Below are 14,711 nucleotides of genomic sequence, written 5' to 3'. Positions count from 1 at the left end.
GCACCCTCCGCGTGCCCTATTTCCAAATGTGGGTTTCATAAGGTAAACTCCAAACAAAGAACACACGAACCGCTATTGTGTCCTGCACCCACGCGGCGCAGACCACCGCTTCGAAAGGAAACCCCCATGGCTGAGAACTGGGTACGCATCTGCGCCGAATCTGACCTCGAAGAAAACTGGGGCGAAGTCGCCCTGGTCGACGGCTACCAGTACGCGATTTACAAGACCAAGCACGGCATCTTCGCAGGCGACCACCTCGACCCGCACAGCCAGGCACTGGTCCTCGCACGCGGCATCGTCGGCGAGAAGAACGGCAACCCCACCATCACCTCCCCCCTCTACAAGGAGGTCTACGACCTGACCACCGGCGAGTGCGTCTCTGACCCCTCCTACTCCATCAAGGTCTACCCCGTAGAGGTCCGCGACGGCGACGTCTACCTCAAGACCGCCTAAGCACGGTCAGCCTCCACGGCTCTCAACCACAGCAACACAAAAAACCTCGGGAACATAACGTCCCGAGGTTTTTTGTATTAACACTTTCAGCCTTGCAAGCGCATCTACACGCGCCGCAAACCTGAGTCACTAGGCAACGTCCAGCTGCGCAATAGCCGCATCCATGCGGTCAATAAAGCACTCCGCCACCACGGCAGCAGAAGCGCCACCCTGCGCGTTCACCAGCGGCGCGGCAACCTTCACCGGCACACCGGTCGACTCAGCATCACGGCGCATCTTACCGGCGAAGAACCCCTCCGCCAGCAGGTAGGTCGCGGCAAACTTAGGCTGATGCTCAGCAACCACCTCGTGGAACTTCGGATCGATAGCGGCAACGAAGCCGTGATGCACCGGAACGTGCAGCTCCTCAGCCAGCAGCTCAGCCGCACGGCTCATATCCGCGCGACCATCAGCACGAGAAGAACCGGCAGCCCCCTGAACCACGGGGCCATCGCCGGGAGTCCAACCAGCCTCTTCCAAGCGGGCGCGGGTCAGTGCGGCAAGGCGCGCATCCGGGCCCAGAGACTCGCCAATACTAATACGCTCAATACCGCTATTGCGTGCGGCACGGCGCAAATCCACCTGAGTGTGGAAACCGGTCGACAGCAGAATCGGCACGATCACGCAGGGCTCATCATTGGGCAGAGAGGCTGCGGCATCATCAACGCTGGGAGATTCCACATCCACATATGCGGCGTGGATACGGTACTCCACGCCGTCGTTACGCTGCGCGAGCAGGAACTTGATCTGCTCACGAATCAGCGTAATAGCCTCGCGACCGGCGACCGAGTCGGTGCCGTGCGAGGTTGCGATTACATTCAGAATAGTCATATTTCCATTGTATGAAAGGAACACCCCGCTTCCCCACTCATGAACACGAGTGACGAAACGGGGTGTTGCACGAAGGCTAAATTTTAGCTCTTGCGGCGGCGTGCCACGACCAGTGCGGTACCTGCAGCCAGGGTGATAGCACCAGCTGCTGCTGCGAACATAGCGCCGGATGCGCCGGTCTGTGCCAGCTTCGAGGAGGAGCTACCGGAGGTCGAGGAACCACCTGCGGAAGAACCACCGTTAGAGGAACCGCCGTTGGAGCCGCTCACACCCAAGTTGTCGGAGGCGCCGGAACCTGCGTCAGAACCGCCGTTGGAGCCACCCTTGTGGCCGGCTGCGTTCTGGTCAGCGGTGGCGGTCTCAGATGCGGATGCACTTGCGGATGCAGACTCGCTAGTCGACGCGGTTGCCGAAGCGCTGCTGGAGCTGCTTGCGGAGCTCGATGCGCTCATCGATGCGCTCGCAGAAGCAGATGCACTAGCGGATGCGGACTCGCTCGCCGAGGGGGTCACGGCGGGAACGCTCGGAACCGCGGTCGGGGACGCGCTCACCGATGCGCTCGGGGACATAGAAGCGCTCGGGGTTGCAGAAGGAGCTACAGAAGGAACCACGGACGCGGTCGGCAGAGACGGCGAGGTGGGCTCCTCCGAAGGCACTGCGGTGGGTTCTGCACTCTTGGTGGGCTCAGCAGTCGGTTCTGCAGTTGCCGAGGGCTCAGCAGAAGGCGCGATGGTCGGTGCCACGGTCGGCTCAGCAGAGGGCGCCTCGGTGGGCGTAACAGTCGGCTCAGCGGACTTAGTGGGCTCTGCGGTCGGTGCCTCGGTAGGAGCAACAGTCGGCTCAGCAGAAGGCGCGACAGTCGGTGCCTCGGTGGGCGCGACGGTCGGCTCAGCAGAGGGTGCCATGGTCGGTGCGACAGTAGGCTCAGCAGACTTAGTGGGCTCTGCGGTCGGTGCCACAGTGGGAGCAACGGTCGGCTCAGCAGACTTAGTGGGCTCGGGTGCCGGGGTCGGTTCCGGTGCCGAGTTCGCTGCCAAACGGTTCAGCCACAGCTGATCCTCGTAGGTGTTCGGGTTCTCGAAGCTGGTCGGGTAGATAATATCGCCGTTGGGCAGCTCGAGGGCGTTGTAGCCGCCGCTCTTGTCGGTCTTGCGCATCGAGGAGAGAACCACCTCGTTCACCTTGTTCAGGGTGTCATCCATGAACACCAGGCGGGAGCCGGATGCGTCCACCACGACCACGTTACCCGCGCGGGTCAGGAACATGGTAGCGATCTCGGTCTTCTCGAAGCCCTCAAGGGTGGCGGACTCGCGGACCACGCTGAAAGTGCCGTTCTCGTACTTGAGGATCTGCACCTTACCGCCGGACCAGTTGTTCCAACGGTAAATGTAGCCCTTGGGGCTGACCAGGGTCGAGGACAGGGTGGTGGTGTACCCCTCGGGCGAGGAGTTCGGCACCAGGGATACGCCGTTGCTGCTCATGTGCAGCAGGTGACCCTTCTGAACCACCTTTTCGCCGGCCGCATCGTAGATGGAGGTCGACGGCGCGTACACGAAGCTGCCGTCGGGCAGCGGTGCGAGGGTCACGGTGTTGTTGGAGAACGCGTCGCCGTAGTACTCGTCGACCGAGTAGGTGTTCACAGCCTGCGGGTCGATGGAGGCGGGCTTCGGCAGAGCCTGCGAGGTTGCCTTGCCGGATGCGTCAATGATGGTCAGCTTGCCGCCGCCCTGGCCGTCAATGCTGACGATGCCCCAGGTGTTGTTGGCGGGGTTGTAGCCGATTGCCTTGACGGTGTTGGCGCCGAGATCAACGTCGGAGTAGGTACCGGAGGAGACGAGCTTACCCTCAGCGGTCACGGTGTACAGCTCGGGCTTGTTGGTCTCGCTGCCGATGACGAGCATGCGGTTGCCGTCAGCGTCCACCGCGAAAACGCCCTTGATTGCCTTCAGGACGCCGGTATCGGTCATCTTCAGGTTGGAGCTGGTCAGCACGGTGTAGGTGGTGTCGCCACCGAAGCTCGGGGGTGCCACGTGCACGATGTGGTTCTGACCCAGACGTGCGGTGTTCTGGGGCAGGCTCACGCCCGCGCCGGTGTTGTAGGACTCAGCGACGCTGTAGGCGCTCTTGGGGGTGTTAGCTGCGCTACCGTTGTAGGAGATGCTCAGCGGGTCGAGGCTGGCGCCTTCGTTGTAGAAGTCGGAGAAGGCGTGGTTACCGTCGGCGGTCAGGTTCGCGGAGATGCCGCTGATGCTGACCACGCCGTCCTTCTCGCTCTGCTTGGCGGTGCCGGTGCTCAGGGTCGCCATCTTGACTTCCATGGGGCCCTCGAACTTGCCGGAGGCGTAGTTCTTGGTGCGCACGGTCATGTAGAGGGAGCCTGTGCCGTCAGCGAGGTTCAGTTCCACGCGGGGGTTGGAGAAGGTGAGGTTCAGGGCGCAGCCGGTTTCGGGGTCCTGGCCTTCGGCGCAGTGGCCGGTGAACCAGAGGCGGCCGGAAGCCTGCAGGGTGACCTGCTTGCCGTCTTCAGAGACGGTGGTGGAGGTCGGGGTGAAGGTGAACTGCTTTGCGGTTGCGTCCCAGGCAGCGCCATCGGTCATTTCGCGGGGCATACCGTTGTAGGACAGGAAGGAGGCGCGCACGCCCCAGCCGAAGGATGCGCCAGCGGTTGCCTGGTCGCCTGCAGCGACGTTCTGTGCGGCAACGTTCTGTGCGGCGATATTAATGTTCTCGGCGAGAACGGGTGCCAGGGGCAGGGCAACAGCGCCAGCAACAGCGAGGGCGCAGGCTCCCTTGGAGAGGCGGGTGCCAGATGTGAAAATCTTCATTGGTGTGTATCCATACTATCGACACTGTTAGGACAGGCTTACTATATCGATAGAGTGAGTATTTCTCAAGATACGCACCAAGTGAACCGTTTTATGACAAAGCACCTCACCGTGCACTGACAGGGCAATACACCCACCCCACGCCAGCACATCCCAACAGGCAAGAAGGGCCGCTACTCCCCCGGCCCTACCGCCGCTAATCCTTCTTCGAGGTGTGCATACGTGACATGCCCAGGGCACCAAGAATCAGGCCGCCACCCAGGGTCACCAAAATCGGCAGAAGGGGCGAGCTCTTATCCATGTTGCGGGTAATCTGCGCCTCCGACGCCTTCACACCATTCGGCGATCCGGGATCGGTACGCACCTGCGAGGAGGAACCATTCAGAATCGCGGCACGGCGAGACTGAGCCGCCGAATCGGTGCCGGAAGGCAGATTAGACTCGGGAGTCGCGACCTGAACAGGCTGCGCCTCCTCAGTGCGGTATCCCAGAGCCGAGGAAGACTCGGTAGCAGAACCACCCGAGGGGCGCGGAATAGAAATCGTGGCGTCGTTCGTGCCCGGAGCCATAGCACTGTCGGCCTGAATTCCGCGGGTCTTAGACTTAGACCCCGCGGCGGGTGCCTCCGTACCGGATGCGCCCGCAGCATCAGCGGGAACCGAAGAAGACGCGGAAGGCGCCGCAACCGGCTTCTCCCCATTCGAAGCCGACGAACCGGACGCTGAGCCATCATTCTCAGCAGACGCCTGGGTCACCGTAAAACGCACCGTATTGAGCTGAAGGTTACCGTCACCGGAAGCATCGAAAGCCGCTACCAAGTAGGTCCTACCGATCTGCAGGGACGCACCGGGCACGCCAATCACAGCCTCAAAAGCGCCCGCAGAAATGGATTCCGGGCCAACATGAACAATGGCGAGCGCATCACCAACAGTGTTGCCGTTGGAGTCGATTTCCATGACGATCAGGTCGTAGCCCTTGTCATTCCCGGGGAAGTTCGTGGCGCGGACCGTGACGGGCTTCGTGTCATCCTGAGAGTCGCCCTGCGAGTCCTGAATGGACAGGTGCGCCTTGCCATCGCGCTGGTTCATCGGATCGTACACGCTGTTGTCTTCGGAGATAACGTACTGCCCAGAATCATGGTTCTGCGGGTTGTCTACGGTACGGCGAACCGTGTTATCGCTCGTATCGGTGGATGACGTAGCGGTGGGCGCCGGCAGGTTCACCGCTTCGGGGGTCGGCTGAGCAGTCACCTCACCGGTTTCTGCTTCTTCACGTTCAATATCGACCGGCGGTTCGGTGGGCTTTGCTTTGCCGTTGCGCGGGTCAGCGGTCTGGACCAGGCGGTTGCCCTGCTCGGTCACAAAGAATTCGTAGGAGACACCGTGCGCGGTATCCTCCAGAACGATCACGTACACGACGTTCGAGTCCGTTGCAGGGCTCATCAGGAGGCGGAACTCCCCCTCCTTGACACCTTCGGATAGGGTCGGGCTCTCCAGGACGGAGCCACCGTACTCACCGGAAGGAGTGTAGAAGTTCACGTCAACCAGCACGCTGGATGCCTCCAGGCCCTCAGGGAAGCCCGTCCAGCGTAGAAGATAGCCGCCGTCCTTGAGCTGCGCCTTCATGGTAATCGTGGAGGCTGCGCCCTGCACCTGCTGATTGTCTTCAGTCTGGTTCGGGGTGGCGGTTTTTTGCACGGCAGAGTGCGTCGTGACGGGTGCCTCCGCCGCGACAGAGGGTACAACAAGCCCGCATTGAAGCCCCGCAGCCAAAATGGTTGCGGTGACAATACGGTGCTTCGCTGAATAATTACTCATGCAATGCGTCTTTTCGTGGTGGAAATATGCGCACTATTGCTCGTTCTTCACGTGCCGCGTGGAGCCCTTCAGGCGCGTCATGCACCCGGATCCGTCGTACCATGCTCCGCTTCGTATTTCAGGTGGTGAAGACCTGACAATAGCTCGCATCTATTTATCGGTTATTTCAACCCTATCACGAACCTTAAGGTTTATTCACGCGAGGGTAGAGTTTTTTTGAACACCCTGAACACGCGACTCGCCCCCGCTATCTGCACCTACAGATAGCGGGGGCGAGCATTCCTCATGAAACGAAAAACATACTGCACACGGCCGGCAGAAAACGCCTGACTAGCGCATTAGCCACCCAAGAAACCGCGGCGGTGCGCCATCCAGGCGGCACCAACCACGAGCGCCAAACCAACGCCGCCAAGAGCCCAGAAAGCAACACCGTGCTGAGCAACCTCTTCACTGGCAGGAGCCGCGGTGGAAACCGCAGCCTTCACGCCGTCCTGGCGGTCAGTATTCGGGTTAGAGTACATCTGAACAGCATTCGAGTTCGCAGAAGCAGAACGACTATTAGCCTCCGAATGGACGACGGGCGTAAAGCCCTTATTGCCGTTACCGGAATTTGCCGAAGCAGCCTTTTCCTCATCGGTCAGAGCGTCCAGGTTTGCGGCAACAGCAATAGACGCCGGGTCAGAACCCGAGCTATACGCCGAAACCTGGTTAGTGCGGGTCGGTTCAAAAGCCGAACGCGGGCTCATCGTGCGCGCCTGAGCCAAAGTCTGCAGAGCCTGACGCTGACGCTCAGCCTTCGCTTCCTTTGCCTTAGACATGGCGCTCACCGCATCCAGGGTGGAGCGGGGTGCGCTCGCGGCAGACTGACCCGAGCCCGACTGGGTTGCGTCAGAACGAGTCGAGACGGCGTTATTGGAGACGACGCTAGTAGCAACGGAGGGGCTACCCTGAGTGCCGCCGGTTGCCTCGGCTGCATTGGTGCTGGGCGTGTGCGATGCGCTTGCATCCTGGCGGGACAGCTCATCCTTCGTCGAGGAGGTTGCTTCGCCGGTCGCCGCGCCACTGACTTTGAAACGCACCGAAACAACTTCCTCTGCATACTCAGTATCGTCGGCACGCACCAGGTAGGCGGTGTACACGGAGCCGGTCTTCAGCAGAGAGCCGGGCATGCCGATCTCTTCCTTGAAGGAACCATTCACGATGCGGTCAGAGCTGATGCGAGTAATGGACAGCGCATCACCCTTGTGGTTGCCGCTCATATCGGTTTCAACCACGATCAGGTCGTAGCCAGCCGCGTTCGCGGGCACGCGCTCCGCGCTGATAGTCACCGGCTTGGTTTCCTTATCGGATCGGACCTCAGCATACGCAACCTTCAGTTCCGTAGCACTCAGAGTCTGGGTATCACGCGAAGAGGTGGAGCCGCCGGGGACCTGCTCCAGCTTCTGGGTGTGGGTTTCGAGGTTTGGGTTTTCAGCGGACTCAGAGGGAACCTCGGTCTTAACCTTGTCCTTACTGCCCTTCTGGTCTGCAGACTGCTGGTTCTTCTGCTCCTCTTCGCGGAGCTTATCCAGCGTCTTCAGCTCGTCAATGGTGGGCACCTGGTGGGCGTTTTCCTTCTTGTCCACCATCACCTCGTCAGAGTCGTCCTCTACCGGGATAGTGTGCGGAACGAGGGAGCCCTCAGAGATCATGAATTCGCCGTAGCCCGCATCGGAGGTCACCAGGTCCATGGCACTCATGGAGTAGTAGCCTTCCTGGGGCATCTGCGGCATCTCAAAGGTGACCAGCATGGAGCCATCATCAGCGCGCTCAACCTGCAGTGCGGACGGCTCGTAGGTGTCAGATCCGAGCACCGTGCCGGTGGTGCCGTAGTACTGCACTACCAGGTACACCTTGGAGGCGTCGCCCACGTAGCCACCCTCATAGAGGGGCGCGAGCTTAATAGTTGCCTGACCGTCCTTGATGGACTGAACCTGAATCTCGATGGTGTCAATTTCAAGTTCGAGGTCTTCGTAGGGGCAGTTTGATTCAAATTCGCTATTAACCAGAGCCGTCAGGCAATCATTCACGTTAATTGCTTCAGCCTCTACTGCGGAGGCGCCAGGAAGCACAAAAGCGCTTGCGCCTAGAGCGGCAGCAAGCGAAAAAGCATGAATGCGTTTCGGAAGTCGAGTGATAGTCATGTGTGCCATTTCGATCGATGTAGGCGCAAAGCGTGGACTAGGGACGGCTCACCACAAGCCCGGTGTTTCTATCCAAGTATTTGCGCACCAGTACGTCGGTTACACCCTAGCCTAACACGGATATTGCACTAAATGTTGTATTGCATTCATGTGCTAAAACTTTATGTCGCAATAATTACCGAAATAAAAGGGAATTAAATACTTTACTGAGATATAAATAACGCAAAATTCGAATGCTATAAAATATTCCCAGCAGTGCACTAAAAAGAAATTTTTACACCGCCCCAAGGCGCAACAGAGCCACTGTATAACAGTGCCACTATAGAACAGTGTCACTGTATAACAGAGCCAACCCCCAGGCACGCAAAAGGCGCCCCACCAAACACGCACCCACACGGCACGCACTCGGCAGAGCGCCTCCCACTCAACAACTCCCCTACAAGGAGCCACCCACACGCCTCACAGCGCTAAACAGCACCAAGAAACGGATGCACTAAACTACTCAGCACTCAGTTCCTCAACACCCTCAAGGCGACGACGATACACATTCACCGCCACAGCAGTACCCACAAAGGCAACCGAACCCAGCAGAGCAATACTCAGCGGCAAAGTACCCTCCGGCAGCGGACCGTTATCCTGAGCACTCGCCTCCAGCTTGGAACCAGAAGAATCACCGCGCGACTTCGAGCTACGCGTATAGAAACTACCCGAACCGGCGGCGCCCACATTCTCCTGCGGCGAAGCAACAGTCACCGTCTCCCCCTCAGGAGACTGGTAACCCAGCAGGTTCACCACGGTACGACCAGGCAACATCACGGCGTAACCAGACATCACCATCGTCGAGGGAACCACCGCAGTCTCAGCCACAGAACTACGAGCCTGCGCGGTAATCGCACGCGCCGACTGCTGCGCCTGCACAATATAACCCAGGGCACTATCCACCGACGGAATCTTGGCGACAGAATCAGTCACCAAATCTGAAGCATCCGCAGAGGCATCTGAAGAATCCACAGCGTTCACACGGCCCGAAGGAGCCGAAGGGCTCACACGCTGATTCACATCAGAAATCACCGGGCGAACAGTAGTATTCGCAGGCTTCGGAGCCGAATCAACAGGAACCGCACGCTGAATCACGCTCACACCAAAAGCACTAGTTGCCATGAGCTTCAGCTCCTCGGTGGAGTCACCACCCACCACAACCACGCGGTAACGCTTACCCGCATGCAAGGAGGTTCCGGGCACCTTCAAATCAGCAGAGAAGGAAGCGTCGGTCACCTGCTGCGGGCTCACGTGAGTGGTCGCCAGCGGCGAACCCACCGCACCGCCATCGGCGGGCATTTCAAAGACCATCACGTCATAACCCAGGCCGCTCTCCGCCACGTTCCTAGCGCGCACGCTAATCGGCTGCAGCTCATCCGAGCCGCGCAGTTCTGCGGTGGAAATTTCCAGGGTCGCCTCGCGGGTCTCCGCGGGAGCCTGATCGGAGCGGGAATGCACCAGCAGACGATCCTCGGTCACCTCAGCAGGCGTCGCATCAGCAGCAGACGCGCTCGCCGAGGCATTCGCCGACGCACTAGCGGATGCGTTCGCGGAAGGACGCGCCGAAACGCTCTGCGATACAGAAGGTGCCGGGGCAACCGTCGGGCGCGGGCTATCCTTCGCGGTGCTCGGGGATGCGCTGGGGCTCAGGGACACCTCGGGGGCGGGGTTCGCCTCCGCTCGGTTAGCACGGGGAACGCCGGGGGTGTCGGGGAAGAAAATGTTCTGGCGGCTCGCCAGAATCTCGTCGACAGTCACACCGTGCTCAGGCATGAACTCCACCGAGACGGTGTCATTGGTGCGCAGGTTCAGCACCTCAACCATGTACGGCTGCTCAACGTTCAGGCGCTGGTGAAGGCTCACTTCCAGGGCGCCCTCATCGTTCAGGGAGGCAGTCATCTGGGAGGCGGGCACGGTCATTGCCGCCACGGGACCGTCATCAACGGAAATAGCGACCAGGCGAACCTTCAGATTGTCCAGGGAAGTCACGCCAGTCATCGACAGCAGGGTGTAGTCTTTGCTCTGAGCAACCAAGTCCAGGGTAATGTCGTGACTAACCACATCGGTGGCAACGGCGATGGGAAGTTCAGGCTTTTCAGTCTGCTGAGTCTGCGCGTGAGCGGCAGATGCAAAGGTTGCGGGGGCCAGAGTTGCAGGCGCGACGGAGCCGCCCAAACCGAGGGCGGCAGACGCTACTAGCGCCGCGCCGCGAGCAGTTCGCTGCGTGGAAAACATGGTCACCTATTTTCGTGAGTGAGTGCGATGAATCGTCGTATGACTCCTGCGCCCAAAGGTCGGAAGTAGGCGCAGAATAACGGTTCTCTGATATCGGTGACCGGAGGCGCTTCACAGCGACTCCCCACCTCGGGGTGAGCGAGGTGGTAAAGAGTGATAGTACCGTCTATGACAGCACTCTAAATTATAGGTATAACCTTAGAAAAAGTTAAAGATGTAGGGACGCCCGAATCTTGCATTTCGGACATCCCTACATCTATGTGCATATTTTGCCTAGTGGGGCAATAATTGCTCCGCTTTAGCGGCGAGAATTGAGCTGCATCTCACTACGGCGACGGCGGCTCAAACGCATACCGGCAAGCAACGACAGCGATCCAGCTGCGCTAATGACCAGCATATTGGAGGCGCCGGTAGCCGCCAGCTGCTCACGCTTCTGCTGGGTACCGGCGGTAGCCTTCTGACCGCCAGATGCCTGTGCTTCAACCTTCTGAGCAGAAGCATGCTGAACGGGGGTACTCTCCCCTGCCTTCTGCTCGGTGGCGGAGGCCTGATCAGCCACGGGAGCAAACTCTGCAGATACAGAATCGGCAGATGCAGATTCGGTGGGCTCAGCAGGTGCCGAGGCGTCAGTTGCAGGAGCCTCAGCCGCAGGTACATCCGCCGCAGGTGCATCCTGCTCTGGGGTTGCGGGCGCGTTATCCACGCTATCGCGCGCAACCGTGAAGCCGCCGTTGACCATGCGCACGGTACCCTGCTCATCCTCCGCTACAGCACTCACGCGGTAGGTGGTGCCGGGCTTGAGTTCCGAGCCGGGAATCTGTACCTGGGCCGTGAAAGCGCCGGAGACGTCAATCTCAGAGACATCAGCCGAAGCAATCACACCACCGGTTGCTACGCCGTATTCGTCGACAGCATTAACCATCAGGTGCACCGAGTTAACGCCGGTGAAGCCCTCGCCGCGCAGGGTCAGAGTCTTCGCGGAATCGTTTTCAGGGACTACGGTTTCTTCTACGTGCAGGCGGGCGGTCATCACAGGGTTAGCGGTGTTGTTGGTCTGTTCTTCGGTGGTGTTGTGGACGCGGTCAAAGACGGTGTTGCGCGGCAGGCTGTAGTGGCGGCGCGGGTCGTTCTCGGGCAGTACGTGGTCGAACTGCTCGACGGGGCTCGCGGCAACTGCCTGCTCAGGCTGAACGCTCGGGGCCCCCTGGTCGGTCTGAGCCTGCTCAGCCTGGGCACCCTGCTCGGACTGCGCCTCCTCTTCAACCTGTGCCTGCTCCGCCATTGCGCGCTCAGCGGTGGCAACCGGAGCGGAGCCGTGCTGTACATTCCAACCATTCATGAAGGGAACCTCAACTTCCTGGGCGGTGTAACCATTAGCGGCAGAGGGTGCAACCTCAACACTCAGCACGTAACGCAGGTTCTCGTGGACACCCTGCACTTCTTCCAACATGGATCCGGGCACTTCAATGCCGTCCAGGAGGGTGCCGTTCACGACGTCGGCACGTGCGGGAGAAACAGCCAGCAGCATACGGTTACCCTGGCTATCCAGGGCGTAGACGTAGGTCATCACTTCGAAAGCCTGCGCCTCACCCAGACCGGTAACCTTGTAGACCACCAGGTTCTTCTCCTGCGGGATTTCCATCTGACCCGAGAGGATCTGAACATTGAGCGGCTCGTCCTGGGTATTGGTGGGCAGCATTTCCAGGGGTGCGGAGGAGTTATAGGAGGGATCCTCCGTCGCGTAGCCCTTGGCAGGGTCAACCACGGCGGTTGCCACGACGTACTGCTGGTCGGGGTCGAGGGTACCTGCGGGCAGGGTCAGCTGGGTGCTGAAGCGGCCACCTTCTACATCAAGCTCAGGCACTAGGGTCATCGTCACTGCGGAACCACGGCCCAGCGCGTAGAGGGGATACTGGCGGTACTCGCTGACGTACACTGCCACACCGTACCGCTCAACAGGACCACCAGTGAAGCCTTCACCACTGACGGTGATGCTCTGGGAGCGTGCGGGGTTAATGACAACGCCCTGCTCTACGTACACCTGAGGGGAATTCTGGGCAACAACGTTTTCGATGGGGGTTGCGTTTGCCTCGGAGGGAGGGTTATCGGGTTCCACCGTAGTCGGTGAAGCCATTCCACCGGTATTCTGCACCTGCACATCTGCGTGCGCAGCACCAACACCGGTGACGGAGAGGACCGAAGCAGCAATAGCAGCTGTTGCTCGGGTTTTTGAGTGAGCGGGTTCGGGCATGGGACACACCTTTTCTGTGAGTGTGAACGATACCCTCCGGAGGGTGCCACGGATCGAAGTTGGACGGGTGTCTCTTCGGGATTGAACGCTATAACGTACGGACTAGTCATAACGTTCATGTATTAGTGGAAGTTACCGCGAAGGGAATCGCTCTATTTATCGGTAATTCCACACTAACAATACTTTTCTTGTTATTGCTGTAAAGACGCTTTACGTCCCAACTATTTTCCTGTGCAATAACCCACACGGCATATTTTTTACCCTTCAGAACAGCATCAAGAGCACTCAAACTGCATGGACTAGGTAAAATTTTTCAACTCTCCCTTGAAGCTCAAGGTTTTATTGCATGCATATGCAGTTTTAATGGATTTGAGATAAAAATATTCTGCACATTCATGCATTTAATTTATTTCTTTTAAGTGAAAAAATAGCAGGTCACACCGCTTTTACATGCGCATTGATTACAAGCATACGTACCAATAATTGCGCGCCAAATAACCCAGCAAAATCATTTCGCTACACCGCCCCGCGCCTCCACCACGAAAGAGAACACCCGCACCTCTCCCCCAGCTTGCCGCACACACTTTGCCACCCGCCTCCATTTCAAAACAGCTCAACACAAAACTGCCGACACGCAAAAGTGCCGCCAATACCCTTTCAGAGTATTGACGGCACTTAATCCACTCACCGTGCGGTGAGCATCGGATGTTCAGAGCCTGGCTATAGAGCCTGAGCTATTAGAGGCTGCGGCGGCGCAGGAGCATCAGTGCAGCACCAGCAATCAGAGCTGCGGCGCCAACGCCTGCGATACCTGCAACACCCTCAGCACCGGTGTGTGCCAGCTGCTGCTTCGAAGAGGAAGAAGCCGACGAAGAGGTCGAGGTCGAACCCTTGGTACCGGAGGTGCTCAGACCGTGGCCCTTCGAAGAGGTAGCAGCGGATGCGTTGCCAACCTTAGCCTTGGGTGCCTGAGAAGAAGGCATGCGGGTCTCGGTTACGACAACCGAACCGTCTTCGCGCATTTCAGCGGTGAAGACGCTGGTGGTGCCGTCGCCGTTATCACGAACGGTGGTGTTATCGTCCTCGGTAGCTGCCGGCAGGGTCGGTGCGGGGTTGTTCGCATCGCTCACGGTAGCGGTGGTGACTGCTACCTGGTGTACCAGGCCGTTCGGGTCGCTGGTTGCCACCATTGCGTAGGCGTAACCGGGCTGCAGCAGTTCTGCAAGAACGCTGACCTTGACGCGGAAGGTGCCGTTCACGATTTCAGAAGCGGGAACGTCGTGGGTTGCCAGAGCGTCACCGGTGATGTTACCGTTTGCATCCAGGCGGAAGATTGCAATCTGCACGCCGTTAGCAACAGACTCGTGGGTGAAGCCGGAGCCGTTGAAGGTCAGAACGTTGTACTGGTCGTTCGGATCCAGGGAAGCATCCTCGGTGGTGAGGGTTGCGTTCTCGGGTGCTGCGGGAGCCTCCGGAGCGGGGGTCTCGTCAGCCTTGGGGGTCTCAGTCTTGGGTGCTTCCGGAGCAGGAATTTCTTCCTTGGGCGCCTCAGTCTTGGGAGCCTCGGGTGCCGGGGTCTCGTCAGCCTTCGGGGTCTCCGGTGCCGGGGTTACGGGAGCGGGGGTCTCTTCGTTCTTGGGAGCCTCAGTAGAGGTGGTCTCGGTGACCTTGAAGGAGGAGAGAGCCACGAGCTTCTGGTCAGCCTGAGCAGCCTGCGGGTTGCTTACAGCAACCAGGGCGTAAGAAGCGCCGGCGGGCAGCTTGCTTGCCTCGACAGTGAAGGAAGTCTTGAAGGAGCCATCCTGAATCTGGTCCGCAGACACGGACACGGTGGTGATGGCGTCACCGGTAATCTGCTGGTTCTCATCCAGCGCGTAGATGCTGACCTGGACGCCGGGGCCGACCTTCTCGCCGTAGAAGCCGGTACCAACAACGCTCACGGTGTTAAACTGCGCATCACCGGAGAAGCGTGCGTTCTCGATGGAGACGAAGGGGTTAGCCTGCTTCACCTCGGGAGCCGGGGTGGAGGGGGTAGTGGG

At 59.4% G+C, this 14,711-nt stretch carries 8 protein-coding genes; 1 reads left to right on the top strand and 7 read right to left on the bottom strand.

Annotated features, from left to right (window positions below; genetic code table 11):
• Positions 1–126 precede the first annotated feature (126 nt).
• The gene (nirD, locus tag RWL87_RS02915; protein ID WP_005505749.1) at positions 127–453 is read left to right on the top strand and encodes a nitrite reductase small subunit NirD; all 327 of its coding nucleotides are present in this window, start codon (positions 127–129) and stop codon (positions 451–453) included.
• Positions 454–582: 129 nt separating this feature from the next.
• On the opposite strand, the gene RWL87_RS02910 is transcribed toward nirD, so the two are convergent.
• The 7 genes from RWL87_RS02910 to RWL87_RS02880 form a co-directional block, all read right to left on the bottom strand.
• Positions 583–1,323, bottom strand: coding sequence for a CbiX/SirB N-terminal domain-containing protein (locus RWL87_RS02910; RefSeq protein ID WP_313968845.1), 741 nt, complete (start codon positions 1,321–1,323; stop codon positions 583–585).
• Positions 1,324–1,406: 83 nt separating this feature from the next.
• A complete protein-coding gene (locus RWL87_RS02905) occupies positions 1,407–4,148 on the bottom strand; it encodes an HtaA domain-containing protein (RefSeq protein WP_313968844.1) in 2,742 nt (913 codons plus the stop codon).
• 196 nt (positions 4,149–4,344) lie between these two features.
• Positions 4,345–5,964 (bottom strand): enoyl-CoA hydratase, encoded by a 1,620-nt coding sequence (locus RWL87_RS02900; protein WP_313968843.1) that lies wholly within the window; start codon positions 5,962–5,964, stop codon positions 4,345–4,347.
• Positions 5,965–6,302: 338 nt separating this feature from the next.
• Positions 6,303–8,147: a hypothetical protein gene (locus tag RWL87_RS02895; protein WP_313968842.1), complete on the bottom strand. Its 1,845-nt coding sequence runs from the start codon at positions 8,145–8,147 to the stop codon at positions 6,303–6,305.
• A 498-nt stretch (positions 8,148–8,645) separates the two neighbouring features.
• Positions 8,646–10,421 (bottom strand): propanediol dehydratase, encoded by a 1,776-nt coding sequence (locus RWL87_RS02890; RefSeq protein WP_313968841.1) that lies wholly within the window; start codon positions 10,419–10,421, stop codon positions 8,646–8,648.
• A 298-nt stretch (positions 10,422–10,719) separates the two neighbouring features.
• A complete protein-coding gene (locus RWL87_RS02885; RefSeq protein ID WP_313968840.1) occupies positions 10,720–12,672 on the bottom strand; it encodes an adhesin in 1,953 nt (650 codons plus the stop codon).
• A 737-nt stretch (positions 12,673–13,409) separates the two neighbouring features.
• On the bottom strand, positions 13,410–14,711 hold a 1,302-nt coding region (locus tag RWL87_RS02880; protein WP_313968839.1), incomplete at its 5' end, for an LPXTG cell wall anchor domain-containing protein.

Origin of the sequence: uncultured Rothia sp., from assembly GCF_963555405.1 — a bacterium.
Classification (GTDB): domain Bacteria; phylum Actinomycetota; class Actinomycetes; order Actinomycetales; family Micrococcaceae; genus Rothia.
Note: the sequence above shows the minus strand (reverse complement) of the source record. Positions and strands in the feature narration are given on the sequence as shown.

Excerpts from the sequence above, each read along its gene's own strand:
- nirD (WP_005505749.1), top strand. The coding sequence starts at position 127 with ATGGCTGAGAACTGGGTACGCATCTGCGCCGAATCTGACCTCGAAGAA.
- RWL87_RS02910 (WP_313968845.1), bottom strand. The coding sequence starts at position 1,323 with ATGACTATTCTGAATGTAATCGCAACCTCGCACGGCACCGACTCGGTC.
- RWL87_RS02900 (WP_313968843.1), bottom strand. The coding sequence starts at position 5,964 with ATGAGTAATTATTCAGCGAAGCACCGTATTGTCACCGCAACCATTTTG.
- RWL87_RS02905 (WP_313968844.1), bottom strand. The coding sequence starts at position 4,148 with ATGAAGATTTTCACATCTGGCACCCGCCTCTCCAAGGGAGCCTGCGCC.
- RWL87_RS02885 (WP_313968840.1), bottom strand. The coding sequence starts at position 12,672 with ATGCCCGAACCCGCTCACTCAAAAACCCGAGCAACAGCTGCTATTGCT.
- RWL87_RS02890 (WP_313968841.1), bottom strand. The coding sequence starts at position 10,421 with ATGTTTTCCACGCAGCGAACTGCTCGCGGCGCGGCGCTAGTAGCGTCT.
- RWL87_RS02895 (WP_313968842.1), bottom strand. The coding sequence starts at position 8,147 with ATGACTATCACTCGACTTCCGAAACGCATTCATGCTTTTTCGCTTGCT.